Here is a 17005-nt window from a genome sequence, read left to right as displayed (position 1 = left end):
GCCGACCTCAGGCGGGGCTGGGCTCGCGCGGCCGTTCCTCGACCCGCAGGACGGCGTCGCGCGCCGCGCCCCACCCGGCCCAGGTCATCGGCAGGAGCAGGACCAGCAGCAGCGCCATGGGCCAGGCCCAGCCGCCGGTGCGGTCGTGCAGCCAGCCCAGCACCAGCGGGCCGGCCGCAGCCATCAGGTACCCCAGGCACTGGGCGACCCCGCCCAGCCGCGCGGCGGTCAGCGGCGTGGGGCTGCGCAGCACGATGAGGGTCAGGGCGAGCGCGAAGCCGCTGCCCTGGGCCAGCCCGAAGGCGCAGACCCACACGAGCGTGCCGGTCCCCGGTGCGACCAGCAGGCCGCCCACCCCCACCAGGTAGGCGACGACGACGGCCAGGACCAGCGGGCGCTGGGTGCGCATCCGCCCGGCCTGGGCCGGGGCGAGCAGCGCCCCGGCCGCGCCCACCAGGTTGCACGTCCCCAGGAGGAGGCCGCCCCGGGACACCGGCACGCCGGCGTCGGCCAGCAGGGTCGGCAGCCAGGCGGCCACCGAGTAGAACTGCACGCTCTGCAGGCCCAGGTAGACGGTCACGCGGCGGGCCAGCGACTGGCGGAGCAGCACCCAGGACCCGCCACCGGACACCTCGCCCCGGGTCGCGCGGTGCTGCCGGCCGGTCCCGGCGGCCGGCAGCCACAGGACCAGCGCCGCCAGCGCCAGGAGCAGCCACGCGGCCAGCGCGGTCCGCCAGTCCCACCCGAACGCAGCCGCCAGCGGCACGGTGGCGGCCGCGCCGACGGCCGCCCCCAGGTTCAGGGACGCCGAGTACAGGCCCATGACCAGGCCGGGACGGGCCGCCTCGCGCTTCACGTAGGCGGGCATGAGCACGTTGGCCAGCGCGATCGCCGCACCGGCGAGCAGGCTCCCGGCGTAGAGCAGGGCCACCGGGGACAGCAGCCGCAGCGCGATGCCGGCGGCGAGCAGCACCAGGGACGCCGCCACCGCGAGCTCCAGCCCGACCCGCCGCGCGAGACGGGGTGCGACGGGCGCGAACGCGCCGAAGCAGAGCACGGGCAGGGTGGTCAGCAACCCGGCCAGCGCCGAGGACAGACCGGTGTCCGCCCGGAGGTCACCGAGGACCGGCGCCACGGAGACGACGGCGGGGCGCTGGTTGAGCGCGACCGCCACGACGGCGGCCACGAACAGCAGCGCGGCTCCGCGGGAGCGCGTCCTCCCCCCGGCGTCCATCCTGGTCAGCACACCACACCGGAGGGTGACCCACGGACCCGCCACCGGTGATTCCGCAGGGCGGGAGGGGGTTGGCGGGACGGCCTCCGGGCGGAGATAGTGACCGCGGTCTCTCGCCCGACGGAAAGTGAGCGCATGAGCATCCTCGGTACCCGCGTGGTCCGCACGGAGGACCCGCTGTTCCTCACGCGTGGTGCGACCTACACCGACGACCTGGTCGACGACCGGCTCACCGGTGCGCTGCACGCCACCTTCGTCCGATCCCAGGTCGCGCACGGGCGGATCCTGTCCGTCGACGCCTCCGCCGCCCGCGAGGCACCCGGGGTCGCCGCCGTCTACACCGCCGAGGACTGCGCGGACCTCGCGCCGCTCCCGGCCGGCCTGCCGATGGTCCCGCCGGCGATGCAGCGGCCGTGGCTGGCGACCGACAAGGTCCGGTTCGTCGGCGACATCGTCGCCGTCGTCCTCACCGAGGACCGCTACCAGGGCGAGGACGCCGCGGAGCTGGTCAGCGTCGACATCGACCCGCTGCCCGCCGTGGTCACCACCGCCGACGCGGCCAAGGACGAGGTGCTGCTGTTCGAGGAGGCCGGGACGAACGTCGCGGCCGAGTTCGGTGGCCCGCCGCCGGCGGACTTCTTCTCCGGCTGCGAGGTCGTCGTCACGCAGGCCTTCAAGAACCAGCGGGTGGCGCCCGTGCCGCTGGAGACCCGCGCCGCCGCCGCGGCCTGGGGTGAGGACGGCCGGGTGACGATCTGGTGCACCAACCAGGGTGCTCAGCAGGCCAAGGGCGAGATCGCCGGCTGGCTGGGCCTGGACCCGGCGCGGGTGCACCTGGTCACCCCGGACGTCGGCGGCGGCTTCGGCGCGAAGATCGGCGCCGACCCGGAGTACGCCTTCGTGGCCTGGCTGGCGCAGCGGGCCGGCCGCCCGGTCCGCTGGACGGAGAACCGCTCGGAGAACCTGCTCGGCATGCTGCACGGCCGGGGGCAGGACCAGCAGGTCACCATCGGCGGGCGCCGCGACGGCACCATCGAGGCCTACGCGATCCACGTCGACCAGGAGGCGGGCGCCTACCCCCGGGTCGGGATCATCCTGCCGACCCTGACCATGCTCATGGCGGCGGCCACCTACGCGTTCCCCAAGGTGCACGCCTCGGCGCGGGCGCTGGTCAACAACGCCACCTCCATCGGCGCCTACCGCGGGGCCGGGCGGCCCGAGGCCACCGCCGCCGTCGAGCGGGCCGTCGACATGTTCGCCGCCGAGATCGGGATGGACCCGGCCGAGGTGCGCCGGAAGAACCTCGTCCCGTCGTTCTCCGAGCCGCACACCACCCCGTCCGGGGCGACCTACGACTCCGGCGAGTACGTCGCGGCGCTGGAGAAGGCGCTGGAGGCCGCGGGCTACGAGGAGCTGCGTGCCGAGCAGGCCCGCCGCCGTGAGCGCGGTGACGTCCGGCAGCTGGGCATCGGGTTGTCGACCTACGTCGAGATCACCGGCGCCGACACCGGGCTGGGCTCTGCGGAGTCCGCCGAGCTCGAGGTGCACCCGGACGGGACGGCGACCGTGCTGACCGGCACCTCGCCGCACGGCCAGGGCCACGCCACGGCCTGGGCGATGCTCGCCAGCGACCAGCTGGGCATCCCGGTCGAGAAGATCACCGTCCTGCACGGCGACACCGACCGGATCCCGCGCGGCGGCGGCACGATGGGCTCGCGCAGCCTCCAGCAGGGCGGTGCGGCGGTGCACCAGGCGGCCGCCGAGCTCGTCGAGCTGGCCAAGCAGCGGGCCGCCGAGCAGCTCGAGGCCGACCCGGCCGACCTCGAGGTGGACCTGTCGTCGGCCGGCCTGGCCGTGCGCGGCACCCCGGGTGCGGGTGTCACCTTCGCCCAGCTCGCCGAGAGCGAGCCGCTGGTCGTGCAGACCCGGTTCGAGGCGGCGGCGCCGACCTTCCCGTTCGGCGCGCACGTCGCCGTCGTCGAGGTCGACACCGAGTCGGGCAAGGCCGAGCTCCAGCGGCTGGTGGCCGTCGACGACGCCGGCATCATCGTCAACCCGCTGCTGGCCGAGGGACAGCGGCACGGCGGCTTCGCGCAGGGGGTGGCACAGGCGCTCCTGGAGGAGGTCCTCTACGACGCCGACGGCAACCCGCAGACCGCCACGCTGGCCGACTACCCGTTCGTCTCGGCGACGGAGCTGCCCAGCTTCGAGCTGGTCGACATGGCCACGCCCACGCCCATCAACCCGCTGGGCGCCAAGGGCATCGGCGAGGCCGGGACGATCGGTTCCACGCCCGCCGTCCACAACGCCGTCATCGACGCCGTCGCGCACCTCGGCGTCCGGCACATCGACATGCCCACCACGCCGATGAAGGTGTGGCGGGCCATCCAGAAGGCCCAGCAGGGAGGCAGCAACGCATGAAGGTCTCGATGACCGTCAACGGTCAGCAGCGCACCGACGAGGTGGAGCCCCGCCTGCTGCTGGCGCACTACCTGCGCGAGGTCTGCGGACTGAAGGCGACCAACATCGGCTGCGACACCACCTCGTGCGGCGCGTGCACCGTCATCGTGGACGGCCTCTCGGTGAAGTCGTGCACCGTGCTGGCGGCCCAGACCGACGGCGCGCAGGTCACCACGCTGGAGGGCCTGGCCGGGCCGGACGGCGAGCTGCACCCGATGCAGAAGGCGTTCCGCGAGGAGCACGGGCTGCAGTGCGGGTTCTGCACCCCGGGCATGGTGATGGCGGCGATCGGCGTCCTGGCCGACAACCCCGACCCCAGCGACCGGGAGGTCCGGGAGGGGCTGGAGGGCAACCTCTGCCGCTGCACCGGCTATCACAACATCGTCCGGGCGGTGCAGGCCGCGGCGAAGGCCGGCCCCGCCGCCGGCCAGGTGCCGCAGTCGCAGGAGGTCGCCCGATGATCCCTGGACCCTTCGAGTACGTGCGGGCGACGTCGGTCGAGGAGGCGATCGCGGCGCTCGTCGAGCACGGGGACGACGCCAAGGTCATGGCCGGTGGGCACTCGCTGCTGCCGATCATGAAGCTCCGGCTGGCCATGCCCGCGGTCGTCATCGACATCAGCCGGATCCCGGGGATGTCCTACGTGCGGGTCGAGGGCGACGAGGTGGCCATCGGCGCGGGCACCCGGCACCACGAGCTGGAGAAGGACCAGGTCGCCCGGGCCGAGGTGCCGATCCTGCCCTACGTGGCCAGCCAGGTCGGTGACCCGCAGGTGCGCCACCGCGGCACGATCGGCGGCACGGTCGCGCACAGCGACCCGGCGTCCGACCTGCCCACGGCGCTGCTCGCGCTGGGTGGCACGGCGGTCGTGCAGGGCCCGAACGGACGCCGGAGCATCCCGCTGACCGAGTTCTGGCGGGGCTTCTTCGAGACGGCGCTCGAGGAGGACGAGCTGATCGTCGAGATCCGCGTGCCGCGCACCGGGTCGGCCGGCTGGGCGTACGAGAAGTTCACCCGCCGGGCCAACGACTGGCCGATCGTCGCCGCCGCCGCGGTCGACGGCCGGGTGGCGCTGGCCAACATGGCCGGGACGGTGGTCCGGGCCTCCGCGACGGAGGAGGCCCTGGCGCGCGGCGCCTCGATCGAGGAGGCCGCGGCGCTCGCCGACGAGGGCACCTCGCCGGGCACCGACATGCACGCCGACCAGGAGTACCGCCGGCACCTGGCCCGGGTGCTCACCCGCCGGGCGCTGGAGAAGGCGGCCGGGGCACCCGCAGCCGCCGCCTGAGCACGACCGCACGACGACGCCCCCGGGAGCCTGTGGGCTCCCGGGGGTGCGTCGTGTCCGGGGACGAGCGGCTCTGCGGGTGTTGCTCCCGCTCCACCGGTCCTGCAGGACCCGCGATCCGCGATCACCACGCGCACTGCGTGCCGAGGCCCGGCCCCTCGAGGGGGGCCGGGCCTCGGTGCGTCGTGCGGTGCCGAGCCCCGCAGGGCATGCGTCAGCCGGCGGGGGTGAGCATCCCCGCGCCGACGGTGGCGTTCGTGGCCTCGTCGACCAGGATGAACCGGCCGGTCACCCGGTTGCGGGTGTAGTCGTCGACGAACAGCGGCTGGGTCGTCCGCAGCCGGACCCGGCCGATGTCGTTGAGGCCCAGCTCGGTCGCGTCGGTCTGGCGGTGCAGCGTGTTGACGTCCAGCCGGTAGGCGAGGTCCTTCACCACCGCGCGCACCGTGCGCGTCGTGTGCTTGACCGCGATGCGCTGCCGGGGGCGCAGCGGCTCGTCGGCCATCCAGCAGACCAGGGCGTCGAGGTCCTGGGTGGCGGTCGGGGAGTTCTCCGTGCGGCAGATGAGGTCGCCGCGGGAGACGTCGAGGTCGTCGGTCAGCCGGACGGTGACCGACATCGGGGGGAAGGCCTCCTCGACCGGCCCGCGGGGGCCGTCGATTCCGGCGATCGTCGTGGTCAGGCCGCTGGGCAGCACCTGGACCTCGTCGCCGGGGCGCAGCACGCCGCTGGCGACCGTGCCGGCGTAGCCCCGGTAGTCGTGGTGGGCGTCAGACTGCGGCCGGATGACGTACTGGACCGGGAACCGTGCGTCGGTGAGGTTGCGGTCGCTGGCGACGTGCACGTGCTCCAGGTGGTGGATCAGCGTCGGCCCCTCGTACCACGGGGTGTTGGGGGAGTGCTTCACCACGTTGTCGCCGTGCAGCGCGGAGATCGGGATGACCGTGAGGTCCGGGACGGCGAGCTTCGCGGCGAAGGCGCTGAACTCGTCGCGGATCGACTCGTAGGCGTCCTCGGACCAGTCGACGAGGTCCATCTTGTTGACCGCGACCACCAGGTGCGGCACCCGCAGCAGCGAGGCGAGGAACGCGTGCCGGCGGCTCTGCTCGACCATCCCCTTGCGCGCGTCGACCAGCACGATCGCGAGGTCCGCGGTCGAGGCGCCGGTGACCATGTTCCGGGTGTACTGCACGTGACCGGGGGTGTCGGCGAGGATGAACGTCCGCCGGGGGGTGGCGAAGTAGCGGTACGCGACGTCGATGGTGATGCCCTGCTCGCGTTCGGCCCGCAGGCCGTCGGTGAGCAGCGCGAGGTCGACGTAGTCACCCTTGCTGGCGCGGGCGACGGCCTCGTACTGGTCCTCGAAGATCGCCTTGCTGTCGAACAGCAGTCGGCCGATCAGCGTGCTCTTGCCGTCGTCCACCGAGCCGGCGGTGGCGATGCGCAGGATGTCCTTGCGCGCCGTCGCCAGCTCGACGGCGTGCTCGGCGACGGCCGAGTGCACGTCGACGGGCTGGTCGGTGGTCGCCTCTTCGACGGGAGCCATCAGAAGTAGCCCTCCTTCTTCCGGTCCTCCATGGCGGCGTCGCTGACCTTGTCGTCACCGCGGGTCGCGCCCCGCTCGGTCATCCGGGTCACCGCGATCTCGGCGATGACCTCCTCGACCGTCGTCGCCTCCGACCGCACGGCGGCGGTCAGGTTGGCGTCGCCGACGGTGCGGTAGCGGACCATCGCCTGGAACGGCTGCTCGCCGTCCCTGGGGCGGATGAACTCGTTGACCGCGTAGAGCATCCCCTGCCGCTCCACGACCTCCCGCTCCTGGGCGAGGTAGAGCGGCGGGATGGCGACCTGCTCGCGGGCGATGTACTGCCAGATGTCCAGCTCGGTCCAGTTCGACAGCGGGAACACCCGGATGGACTCACCGAGGTGGATCCGGCCGTTGTAGAGGTCCCACAGCTCGGGGCGCTGGTTCTTCGGGTCCCACTGGCCGAACTCGTCGCGGAAGGAGAAGACCCGCTCCTTGGCCCGCGCCTTGTCCTCGTCGCGGCGGGCGCCCCCGAACAGCGCGGTGAAGCCGTGCTCCTCGACCGCGTCGAGCAGCACGGGCGTCTGGATGCGGTTGCGGGAGCCGTTGGGCTCCTCCTTGACCAGGCCCTTGGCCATGGCGTCGGGCACCGAGGCGACGATCAGCGAGACGCCGAGCTCGGCGACCCGCTTGTCGCGGAACTCCAGGACGTCGGGGAAGTTCAGGCCGGTGTCGACGTGCATCACCGGGAACGGGATGCGGGCCGGCGCGAACGCCTTGCGCGCCAGCTCCAGCATCACGATCGAGTCCTTGCCGCCGGAGAACAGCAGCACCGGCCGCTCGAGCTCGGCGGCCACCTCACGGATCACGTGGATGGACTCGGCCTCCAGCGTCTCCAGCTGGGAGAGCCGGTAGTCGGGAGTGGTCACGCGTCGGTGCTCCGATGGATCGGGGGCAGGGCTCGAACCAGCACCAACTGCACCGGTCCGGGGGAGATTCCCGCCTCCAGTGTCCGTCATGGGCTCACCGCGGCGGCTGTGACCCCGCTCGCACCGCCGCCAGGAGCCGGTCGGCGAGCTCCGGGCGGCACACCAGCAGGTCGGGGAGGTACGGGTCGGGCTCGTTGTAGCGCAGCGGCGAGCCGTCCAGCCGGACGGCGGTCAGCCCCGCGGCGTGGGCGACGGCGACCGGCGCGGCCGAGTCCCACTGGTACATCCCCCCGGCGTGCACGTAGGCGTCCACCTCGCCCCGGACGACCGCGGTCACCTTGTACCCGGCCGAGCCCATCGGCACGACCTCGGCGCCGAGGGCGGCCGCGGCGACGTCGGCCTCCCGGGGCGGCCGCGTGCGGCTCACCGCGATGCGGGGCCGCCCGCCCGAGCCGCGCGGGACCCGGGGTGCCGGGTCGGTGACCAGGACCTCGCCCAACCCGGGCAGGGCCACGGCGGCTGCCACCAGGTCCCCGCCCGCCCCGCGCTCCCCGTCGGCCCACAGGGCGACGTGCACCGCCCAGTCCGGCCGGCCCTCGCCGTACTCCCGGGTCCCGTCGAGCGGGTCGACGATCCACACCCGGTCGGCCGACAGCCGCCGCGGGTCGTCGACGGCCTCCTCGCTGAAGACGACGTCGTCGGGACGGCGGGCGCCGAGCAGCCCGGTGATCGCGGTCTGGGCCGCGGCGTCCCCCGCGTCGCCGAGCTCGCGGCCCGACAGCCGCCCCTCCGCGCGCAGCTGCACCAGGACCTCGGCCGCGGCGCGGGCGGCCGCGGCCGCCACCTCGACGTCGCTCACGACCGGTCCGCCAGGGCGGTGGCGTCCGTGGGCCGCCCCGGCGGGGCGTGCCGGCCGGAGGCATCGGTGATGGCGCCGAAGTAGTCCGCGTGCAGCTCCTCGCGGGGCATGACGAAGACCCCGGAGGCCTCGACGAGCACCCGGTCGGGTGCCTGGGCCGTCGCGATGGTGCCGGTCACGACGCACTTGCGGCCGGCCGCCTCGACGACCCGGGCGCGCAGCACCAGGGGAGTCGACAGCGGCACCGGCCGCCGGTAGTCGATCTCCAGCCGCACGGTCATGCCCCACAGGCCCGCCGCGATGGCCGCGGAGCCGAGCAACTGGTCCATGAGCATGCTGCTCATCCCGCCGTGCACGTAGCCGGGCGGCCCCTCGTAGGCCATGCCCAGCGTCGCCTCGGCGACGACGCCGTCGTCGGTGCGGCGGATGGTCAGCGGCGGCGCCACCGCGCTGCCCACGCCGCTGACCGGGTTGTAGACCCGCCGGAAGACCAGCGGGTCGTCGAGCGCCGGCAGCTGCGTCGGCGGGCGCTGCGCGGCTGCCAGCCGGGCGGCGGTGGCCCGGGCCTCGTCGGCCGCGGCCAGCAGCTCGGCCGCGGGCACCGTGGTGCGCACCGAGGCGTCCACCAGCTCGCGCAGCGCGGTGCCGAGCTCGGTCACCGCGGCCATCAGGTCGGCGTCGTAGGGCGGGCCGCCCGCATCGGAGTCCACGGGCGGACGGTAACGAGCCGGTGCGGCCGCTCAGGCCCCGGCCCCGCCGCGGGGCAGCGGTCCCGCGGCGCCGTCCTCGATCGGCCCGGTCCCCGGGCCGCCGGGCCCCGAGCGCGGCAGCCGCACCGTGAAGGCCGCGCCGCGCCCGGGAGCCGTGTCCAGGTGGACGGTCCCGCCGTGGGCGGCCACGAGCGCGGAGACGATCGCCAGCCCGAGGCCGGTGCCCCCCGCGGTCCGGGCCCGGGCGGGGTCGGCGCGGTAGAAGCGCTCGAACACCCGCGCGGCGTCCTCGGGGGCCATGCCCGGACCCCCGTCGGCCACCCGGAGGACGACGACGCCGCCGTCCTCGCCGTCCGCGGTGGTCGCGGGCTCGTCGGAGATGCTGACGGTGACCGGCGCGGTCGGCGGGGTGTGCACCAGGGCGTTGGTGACCAGGTTCCCGACCACCTGGCGCAGCCGCGCCTCGTCGCCGAGCACGACTGGCAGCTCGCTGAGCCCGCTGTCCAGGTCCAGGGTGATCGGCCGCTCGGGCTGGACGGCGCGGGCGTCGTGCACCGCGTCCCCGGCCACCTCGGCGAGGTCGACCGGGGCGATCGACAGGGGACGCTGCTGGTCGAGCCGGGCCAGCTGCAGCAGGTCCTCGACCAGGACGCCCATCCGGGCGCCCTCGGACTCGATCCGCTGCATCAGCCGCGCGGTCTCCTCGGGCGTGCCGACCGCTCCCTGCCGGTACAGCTCGGCGAACCCGCGGATGGAGGTCAGCGGGGTGCGCAGCTCGTGGCTGGCGTCCGCGACGAAGCGGCGCATCCGGTGCTCCGATGCCCGAGCCTGCTCCTCGGAGGCCTGCTGGGCGCGGAAGGCCCGCTCGATCCGGCTGAGCATGCCGTTGAGCGCGGTGGTCAGCCGGCCGACCTCGGTCCGCTCGTCGCCCTCGGGGACCCGCTGCGACAGGTCGCCGGCGGCGATGGCCCGCGCAGTGCGCTCCACCTCGGTGAGCGGACGCAGGCTGTTGCGGACCAGCACGTAGCCGGCCGTGCCGAGCAGGAACAGGACGATGAGCCCGACCACGACCTGGATGCGGACCAGCCGGCCGAGCACGCGCTCGTCACCGGCGAGGTCGGTGCCGACCAGCGCGGTCCAGCCCTGGGGCAGGTCGACGGCGGCGATCCGCCAGGAGGTGTGGTCGTCCTCGGCGGGCACGGTGAAGATCCGGTCCCGCCCGGGAGGCCCGTCGTCGTCGACGCGCTCGGCGAGGACGTCGAGGTCGGGCGACCTCCCCGGGTCGTTGACCGGGCCGAGCACGAGGACGAGGTCGTCCTCCCCCGGGGGCAGGCAGCCCAGGTAGTCGGGAGAGGGGTACCCCGGACCCCCCTCGCTGCACTGGCCGAGCACCCGCCACGGGTTCCGGGCGACGTTCTCGGCGCTCAGGCGCAACTGGTCGTCCTGCTGCCCGGTGAGGTAGCCGCGCAGCAGCGACGTCGCGGCCAGCCCGGTGGCCGCCAGGGCCACCGCGACCAGTGCGACGAGGAGGGCCACGAGGGTGATCCGCAGCGGGATGCGGGGGCCACCCCGCGCGCGGGGCGGTGCCGGGTCGCTGCCGAGGTGCGGCCCGCTCACGAACCGCGGGGGAGCCGCAGCGTGTAGCCCACGCCCCGGATGGTGTGCAGCAGCCGCGGCTCGGTCGTGTCGACCTTGCGCCGCAGGTAGGAGATGTAGGACTCCACCACGTTGGCCTCGCCGTTGAAGTCGTAGTTCCAGACGTGGTCCAGGATCTGGGCCTTCGACAGCACCCGCCCGGCGTTGGCCATGAGGTAGCGCAGCAGCTTGAACTCCGTGGGGGACAGGCTGACCACCTGGCCGGCCTTGATCACCTCGTGGGACTCCTCGTCGAGCTCGATGTCGGCGAAGGACAGCCGCGGGGCCTCCGCGGCGCGCTGCTGACCGGTGCTGCGGCGCAGCACCGCCCGGATGCGGGCGAGGACCTCGTCGAGACTGAACGGCTTGGTCACGTAGTCATCGCCGCCCAGGGTGAGCCCGGAGACCTTGTCCTCGTTGGCGTCGCGGGCGGTGAGGAAGAGGACGGGGGTGTGCCGGCCGCTCTCCCGCAACCGGCGGACGACGCCGAAGCCGTCCAGTCCGGGCATCATGACGTCGAGCACGAGCAGATCGGGGCGGAAGGACGCCGCCATCGCCAGCGCCTGCTGCCCGTCGGCGGCGGTGGCCACCTCGAACCCGGCGTAGCGGAGGCTGGCGGAGAGCAGCTCGCGGATGTTGGGCTCGTCGTCCACCACCAGGAGGCGCGCCTCCGGTGCCGAGCTCCTGCCGGTGCTGGTCACAGCACCTCCCGTCGAACGTGCAACCGTCGTCATGGTCCCCAGGGTGGGCGCGGCGGCTTGGTCTCTGCTGGGCGGTACCTGTGAGGAGTCTGGACGACGGTCACCCGGTGGGTGACATGGCGCGTCCCCGCCGCCAGTACCCGATCGCGTGGTGCTGGGCCCGCCCGAGCCCCCAGCGCCCGCGCAGGTCGGCCCGGACGGTGCGGACGACGCCGGACTCGGCCGCCACCCACGCGAAGACGTCGTCCCCCGCCGGCCGGTCGATCGCGGCGACGGAGTCGGCGAGCACGGTGCTCTCCCCGGGCGGCGTGCCGCCGCGGTGCAGCCAGCGCACCTCGACGCCGTCCGGCGCGGGCAGCGGCTGCTCCTCCGCGGCGTCGGCGACCTCCACCAGCGCGACCCCGCGGGTGGACGGCGGCGCCTCGGCCAGGATCCGGGTGATGGCGGGCAGGGCCGTCTCGTCGCCGGCGAGCAGCAGCCACCCGGCCGGTCGCTCGCCCAGCGGCCCCCCGCCGGCCACGGCGACCGTCGTACCGGGGCCGGCGGCCGCCGCCCATGCTGCCGCCGGCCCGTCGCCGTGCAGCACGAAGTCGATCTCCACCTCGCCGCGGTCGGGGTCCTGCCGGCGGGCGGTGTAGCTGCGCAGGCTCACCCCGTGCGAGCCGGCGGGCCAGACGATCCGCCCATCGCGGGCGACGGCCGGCCAGCGCGGCGCGGGGTCACCGACCCGGGGCACCAGCAGCGAGATGGTCGGCCCGGCGGCGGTCACGGCGGCCGGCGTGCCCGACAGCAGCACCCGGCGCACCGAGGGGGTGACGTCGGCCACCGAGACGACGGTGAGGACGTCGACCGGTCGGGTCGGGTCGGGCGCGGTCGGCGCCGGGCTGCTGGAGGCCGGGTTGCTCAGGGACATGGCAGATCCAGCCTAGAACGGGCCGACCCGGCCGACCCCGGGGGAATGGGGTCGACCGGGCCGGCGATCGAGGACGGGCCCACGTCACCGTGGGTAGTCGGCTCACCCCACCCTAGCTGGGTCGATGGACCGGCGTCTCCGTCGGCGACAACGCTACGTGATGGTCCGTCGTCCGCTACTGCCCGCACGGGTGATGCCGCGTTCCGAACGGGTGATGTGTGCCCCGGGTGCCGGGGGGGCAGGGGCAGGGGGACAGCGTCGAGCGCCGGGAGCGACTGATGGCAGACGAGTTCAGCAAGGGCGACCACGTCACCTGGAACAGCCACGGCAGCCAGGCCGAGGGCACCGTCCAGCGCACGATCACCGAGGAGACGGAGGCGTCCGGCCGGAAGGTCAAGGCCAGCAAGGACGAGCCGCAGTACGAGGTCAAGAGCGACAAGAGCGGCAAGACGGCGGTGCACAAGCCCGGCGCTCTGCACGAGAAGTGACGGAACTACCAGGAGGAGAGCGACCGTGAGTGAGACCGGGGACCAGTTCGCCGGAGTGTCGGCGCGCAGCACCAAGCACAACCCGCGGCTCGACGAGGAGCTCGAGCACGAGACCCAGGGGATGCTCAAGGCAGAGCGCGCGACCCGCGCCCAGGAGTGGCGCGAGGTCGAGCCTGTCGCGGAGGGCGACCCCGACCTGACCGCCGACCCGCAGGGCACGCTGGTCGGTGGTGTCCCGGTCGGCATGACCGAGGACGCCGTCGTCGCCCGCGCCGAGCTGGCCCGGTGGCTGGACCGCGCCGACTTCCCGAGCGACGGCCCGGCGCTGGTGGAGGCGGCCCTCGACCACCGGGCTCCCGACGCCGTCGTCGACGAGCTCCGGCGGCTGCCCGACGGCGAGACCTACGAGCGGATCGGCGACGTCGTCCGAGCCCTCGGGTACCCGACCGAGACCTGATCGGTCCGGCGGTCAGGAGCCGGAGCCCCCCGGCTCCTGACCGTCCGCGGTGGCCCGGCTCTCGAGGGCCTCGCGCTCCTCGTCCTCGGCGATCTCCTCGGCGCCGCGTCGGCGGAACAACCGGGAGCCGGGGAAGCCCTTCACCACGTGGCGCAGGTCCTGCATCGTGTCGAGCAGGTCGTGGACGTCGGTGCCGACGTTCCCCAGCGACGCCACGATCGGCAGGACGTCCTCGTCGAGGTGCTGCACCAGTTGCGGCAGCCAGTCGATGAAGGTCACCACCGCCTGGACCTCGTCGGGGTCGATGCTGGCCGCCAGTCGCCGCACCGCCGGAGCGAGCGCCAGCAGCGGCTCCTCGAAGGTGTCGACCAGCGGGTCGACCCGGCCGAGCAGTCCCTCCGCGCGGGAGACGGCGTCGTCCGCCCGCGCCAGGGTCACGTTCGTCGCGTCGATGGCGGCGTCGGCCTTCTGCTGGGTCGCACCGACCGCGGTGATCGCGGCGTCGGCCTTCTGCTGCGTCGCGCCCACGGCGGCGATCGCGTCGTCCGCTCTCCGCTGGGTGGTGCCGATCGCGTCGATGGCGGCGTCGGCTCGTTGCTGGGTGCGCTCCACCGCGGTGATCGCCGCGTCCGCCTTCTGCTGGGTCGCACCGACCGCGGTGATCGCGGCGTCGGCCTTCTGCTGCGTCGCGCCCACGGCGGTGATCGCGGCGTCGGCCTTCTGCTGCGTCGCGCCCACGGCGGTGATCGCGGCGTCGGCCTTCTGCTGGGTGGCGCCGACCGCGGTGATCGCGGCGTCGGCCTTCTCCTGCGTCTGCGACGCGGCGCGGACGAGCTCGTCGGCGCCGCGCTGCGTCTGACCTGCCGCGCTGATGAGGGCGTCCGCGCCGCTCCGCGTCTGCCCCGCCGCACCGATGAGCCCGTCCGCGTTGCTCCGCGTCTGCCCCGCCGCGCTGATGAGCTGGTCGGCGCCGTGTCGCGTCCGGTCTGCTGCACCGATCAGAGCGTCCGCCCGGCCGCGGGTGGCCTCCACGGCGGCGACCTCGTCGTCGACCCGGTCGAGGAGTCCCTCGATCCGGTCCACGGCCGAGGTCACCCGGTCCAGGAGCCCCTCGACCCGGCCGACGACGGTCCCGAGCCTCGGGACGAGTGCGAGCGCCTCGGTCACGCCGCCACGGAGGCCCTCCACGGCGGAGATCACGTCGGACGGCCCGGGCACGAACGGCAACTTCACCCGGGGAGGCTACGGCCGCGGCGAGGGTCCCGCGCGGCGATGTCCGCGCGTCGGCGGGGTCGGCGGCGATCCGCCCGTATCGTGGACTCCTGCCGCGACCGCGCGGGCAGTGCCGCCTGCGCCCGTGCGGAGGGACGGCACGGGCCAGGACGACACCTCGACGATGGGAAGTCGGCACACGTGGGGGACAAGCGGACGCGCGACGAGGCGGGCGACGGTCGGACGCCCGGGCGCTTCCTCGGACGGCGACGTCCGGCCCAGCAGCCCCCCGCCGACCCGTCCCGCCCGGCGCGCGAGCCGATCACCGTCGAGCAGCTGATCGCCCGGCAGGGCGGCGAGGTGGGCCGCCGGCGCGCCGCGCGCACCGGCGAGATCCCGCTGCCCCTCACCGCGGGGGAGCCGGCGCCGCCGCACCGGCGCGGCCTCCCGCCCGTGCCGGCCGACGAGTCGCGCCCCCCGCGCGACGCCGTCCGTCCCGCCCGCGAGGAACCGGCTGCCCGGCCGGACGACGACGCCGACCCGAGCCCGGCGCCCCTGCGTGGGTTCCCGCCGGTGCCCGGTGCCGACCGGCCCTCCCCGGCGGGGGCCGACCGCACCGGCCGGCCGGTCGGAGGGCCGCCCGCGGAGCCCCGCCGGGACGACGCCCAGCTCCCGCCGGGTGCACCTCCGCCCGTCGCGCCGGCGGGCAGTGGCCTGCCGCCCGTGCCGGCCGGCCTGCCACCCGTGCCGCCCTCGCCGGCGCGTGCCTCCGCGCCGCTGTTCCCCCCGCTGGGCGACCTGCCGCCGGGGTACCGCCCGTCCCGGCCGATCGCCCCGCTCCCGCCCATCCCCGGCCGGGACGTGCCGCTGGCTGGGGCGACCCGGCTGTCCCCGCAGAGCCCGCGGGCCCGGCGGGCGGCCCGTCGCGCGGCCCGCAGCCCGGGCCGGCGCCGGCTGATCCGGGCGGCGATCAGCCTGCTGGTGGTCGCGGGCGTCGTCGTCGGCTACCACCTGGGCCTGTACTTCTACGTGGACCAGAGCATCCAGCGCGTCGCCGCGCTGGCCCCCGAGGGGCCCGAGGTGCTCGCCCCCCGGCTGCAGGAGGGCGCGGCCACCTACCTGGTCGCCGGCACCGGCCTGCCCGGCGCGGAGGGCCCGGCCGCCGTCGCCACGCTGCTGGTGCACGTGACCGCCGACGAGCAGCGCGCGGTGCTGGTCAGCGTCCCGCCCACCGCCCTCGTCGACACCCCCGCCTGCGTCGCCGCCGACGGTGAGCTGCGCGAGCCGACCACCGAGGCGTTCGCGGGCTCCCTGCTCGATGGGGGGCCCGCCTGCATGGTCCGCGCCGTCCAGCAGGTCACCGGGCTGCGGGTCGACCACTACCTCGGCGTCGACCTCACCCGTCTGCCGGGCATGGTCGACGCGCTCGGCGGGATCGGCCTGTGCCTGCCCACGGTGTCCGACGCCGTGACCGCCTCGGCCAGCCCGCTGGAGCCCGGCAGCAACGAGCTCTCCGGCGAGCAGGCCTCCGGCTTCCTCACCCCCGGGGACGCCGGTTCCGACGTCACGGGGGCCGCGGTGGCCGAGCGGGCCCAGCTGCTGCTCACCTCCACCCTGCGGACGGCGATGTCCTGGGGCACCCTCGGCGACCCCGTCACCCTCACCCGGTTCCTCACCCGGGCCTCCGACGCCCTGACCGTCGACGAGGGGACCACGCTCGGCGACCTGCGCACGCTGGCCGGCACGCTGGGCGACCTCTCCGGCGACGCGGTGCAGCGCGCCGGCCTGCCGGTCGCCCAGGTCGGCCACGTGCCGGCCGGGAGCGAGCAGGCCTACGTGGTGCTCGATGCCGGGGCCACCCGCTCGCTGTTCGACGAGGTCATCGACGAGGGACGGTTGCCGGAGGAGGTCGCCGCGCAGCAGGTCGCCGAGGCCGCACCCTCCGCCGAGGCCGCACCCACGCCGGCGCCCAGCGCCGAGGCCGAGCAGCCGGCCGCTCCGCCGGCGCCGCAGCCGCTCACCGTGGCTCCCGGCGGGATCACCGTCGACGTGCTGAACGGCACCGGCACCAGCGGGCTGGCCGCCACGGCCGCCGACCAGCTCCGCGGCCAGGGCTTCGGGATCGGGCAGGTCGGCAACGAGCCGGGCACCGTCAACGAGACCCTCGTGCGGTACGGCCCCGGCGCGGAGGAGCGGGCGCGCACCGTCGCCGCCGCCGTCCCCGGGTCCGTGCTGCAGGCCAGCGACGCGATCGGCGACCGGGTGCAGCTGGTCCTGGGGCCCACCTCCTCGACCGTCGTCCCCGTCGAGGTCCCGGCCCCGCCCCAGCCGGAGGCCGCGCCGGCGGAGCCCACCGGCGACACGCTCGCCGCCCCCGCCACCGAACCCGCCGCGAGCGAGACCCCGGTCTCCTGCTGAGCAGGCGAGGCGGCCGTCCCCGGCTGCGCTGAGGACGCGAGAGGGGGCCGCCGCGTCGGAACGCGGCGACCCCCTGTCCGTCGTCCTACCGGACGACACCGCGACCAGGGTGCCGCCCCCGGCTGCGCTGAGCCCGTCCGCGGCTCGATCGCGGGACCCTCCGGGCCCCACTCCTC

At 75.3% G+C, this 17005-nt stretch carries 15 protein-coding genes; 6 read left to right on the top strand and 9 right to left on the bottom strand.

The features are described from left to right. Positions 1–7: 7 nt before the first annotated feature. Positions 8–1246, bottom strand: coding sequence for an MFS transporter (locus tag ACI79I_RS13200; RefSeq protein ID WP_456992792.1), 1239 nt, complete (start codon positions 1244–1246; stop codon positions 8–10). 123 nt (positions 1247–1369) lie between these two features. Here ACI79I_RS13200 and ACI79I_RS13195 point away from each other — a divergent pair, with 123 nt between their 5' ends. The 3 genes from ACI79I_RS13195 to ACI79I_RS13185 are packed head-to-tail and all read left to right on the top strand — an operon-like array spanning position 1370 to position 4982. Continuing rightward, entirely contained in the window at positions 1370–3655 is a 2286-nt protein-coding gene (locus ACI79I_RS13195) for a xanthine dehydrogenase family protein molybdopterin-binding subunit (protein WP_456992791.1), read from the top strand. Beyond that, positions 3652–4155 carry a (2Fe-2S)-binding protein gene (locus ACI79I_RS13190; RefSeq protein WP_456943620.1) on the top strand — a complete coding sequence of 168 codons (504 nt, stop codon included), beginning with the start codon at positions 3652–3654 and terminating at the stop codon, positions 4153–4155. Before ACI79I_RS13195 ends, ACI79I_RS13190 begins: the two co-directional genes overlap by 4 nt. Then, the gene (locus ACI79I_RS13185; RefSeq protein WP_456992790.1) at positions 4152–4982 is read left to right on the top strand and encodes an FAD binding domain-containing protein; all 831 of its coding nucleotides are present in this window, start codon (positions 4152–4154) and stop codon (positions 4980–4982) included. Before ACI79I_RS13190 ends, ACI79I_RS13185 begins: the two co-directional genes overlap by 4 nt. Positions 4983–5196: 214 nt before the next feature. On the opposite strand, the gene ACI79I_RS13180 is transcribed toward ACI79I_RS13185, so the two are convergent. From ACI79I_RS13180 to ACI79I_RS13150, 7 genes are all read right to left on the bottom strand, one after another. Continuing rightward, complete coding sequence (locus ACI79I_RS13180) at positions 5197–6528, bottom strand: sulfate adenylyltransferase subunit 1 (protein WP_456992789.1); 1332 nt, start codon at positions 6526–6528, stop codon at positions 5197–5199. Then, on the bottom strand, positions 6528–7436 hold the full coding sequence (cysD, locus tag ACI79I_RS13175; RefSeq protein WP_456992788.1) for a sulfate adenylyltransferase subunit CysD: 909 nt from the start codon (positions 7434–7436) through the stop codon (positions 6528–6530). The genes ACI79I_RS13180 and cysD overlap by 1 nt, the downstream gene beginning before the upstream one ends. Positions 7437–7530: 94 nt before the next feature. Then, positions 7531–8295, bottom strand: a complete 765-nt coding sequence (locus tag ACI79I_RS13170) for a 3'(2'),5'-bisphosphate nucleotidase CysQ (protein ID WP_456992787.1) — start codon at positions 8293–8295, stop codon at positions 7531–7533. Next, positions 8292–9005, bottom strand: a complete 714-nt coding sequence (locus ACI79I_RS13165; RefSeq protein ID WP_456992786.1) for a PaaI family thioesterase — start codon at positions 9003–9005, stop codon at positions 8292–8294. The genes ACI79I_RS13170 and ACI79I_RS13165 overlap by 4 nt, the downstream gene beginning before the upstream one ends. A 30-nt stretch (positions 9006–9035) precedes the next feature. Continuing rightward, positions 9036–10622, bottom strand: coding sequence for a sensor histidine kinase (locus ACI79I_RS13160; RefSeq protein WP_456992785.1), 1587 nt, complete (start codon positions 10620–10622; stop codon positions 9036–9038). Continuing rightward, on the bottom strand, positions 10619–11341 hold the full coding sequence (locus tag ACI79I_RS13155; RefSeq protein WP_456992784.1) for a response regulator transcription factor: 723 nt from the start codon (positions 11339–11341) through the stop codon (positions 10619–10621). Before ACI79I_RS13155 ends, ACI79I_RS13160 begins: the two co-directional genes overlap by 4 nt. 100 nt (positions 11342–11441) lie before the next feature. Then, entirely contained in the window at positions 11442–12254 is an 813-nt protein-coding gene (locus ACI79I_RS13150; RefSeq protein WP_456992783.1) for a siderophore-interacting protein, read from the bottom strand. Between the two features lie 278 nt (positions 12255–12532). On the opposite strand from ACI79I_RS13150, the gene ACI79I_RS13145 reads away from it, so the two are divergent. Further along, positions 12533–12742 carry a DUF2945 domain-containing protein gene (locus tag ACI79I_RS13145; protein WP_456992782.1) on the top strand — a complete coding sequence of 70 codons (210 nt, stop codon included), beginning with the start codon at positions 12533–12535 and terminating at the stop codon, positions 12740–12742. Positions 12743–12767: 25 nt separating this feature from the next. Further along, positions 12768–13199, top strand: coding sequence for a DUF2795 domain-containing protein (locus ACI79I_RS13140; RefSeq protein WP_456992781.1), 432 nt, complete (start codon positions 12768–12770; stop codon positions 13197–13199). Positions 13200–13211: 12 nt separating this feature from the next. Here the strand turns inward: ACI79I_RS13140 and ACI79I_RS13135 are convergent, their stop codons facing one another. Next, a complete protein-coding gene (locus ACI79I_RS13135; RefSeq protein ID WP_456992780.1) occupies positions 13212–14432 on the bottom strand; it encodes a hypothetical protein in 1221 nt (406 codons plus the stop codon). 180 nt (positions 14433–14612) lie between these two features. Between ACI79I_RS13135 and ACI79I_RS13130 the strand changes: the two genes are divergently transcribed. Continuing rightward, positions 14613–16829: a LytR C-terminal domain-containing protein gene (locus ACI79I_RS13130; protein ID WP_456992779.1), complete on the top strand. Its 2217-nt coding sequence runs from the start codon at positions 14613–14615 to the stop codon at positions 16827–16829. Positions 16830–17005: the final 176 nt, after the last annotated feature.

Source organism: Geodermatophilus sp. SYSU D01105, from assembly GCF_054050095.1.
Note: the sequence above shows the minus strand (reverse complement) of the source record. Positions and strands in the feature narration are given on the sequence as shown.

What these genes read in the sequence shown, in the direction of transcription:
- ACI79I_RS13150 (WP_456992783.1), bottom strand. Translation starts at nt 12,254, where the DNA reads ATGTCCCTGAGCAACCCGGCCTCCAGCAGCCCGGCGCCGACCGCGCCC.
- ACI79I_RS13180 (WP_456992789.1), bottom strand. Translation starts at nt 6,528, where the DNA reads ATGGCTCCCGTCGAAGAGGCGACCACCGACCAGCCCGTCGACGTGCAC.
- ACI79I_RS13145 (WP_456992782.1), top strand. Translation starts at nt 12,533, where the DNA reads ATGGCAGACGAGTTCAGCAAGGGCGACCACGTCACCTGGAACAGCCAC.
- ACI79I_RS13185 (WP_456992790.1), top strand. Translation starts at nt 4,152, where the DNA reads ATGATCCCTGGACCCTTCGAGTACGTGCGGGCGACGTCGGTCGAGGAG.
- ACI79I_RS13190 (WP_456943620.1), top strand. Translation starts at nt 3,652, where the DNA reads ATGAAGGTCTCGATGACCGTCAACGGTCAGCAGCGCACCGACGAGGTG.
- ACI79I_RS13195 (WP_456992791.1), top strand. Translation starts at nt 1,370, where the DNA reads ATGAGCATCCTCGGTACCCGCGTGGTCCGCACGGAGGACCCGCTGTTC.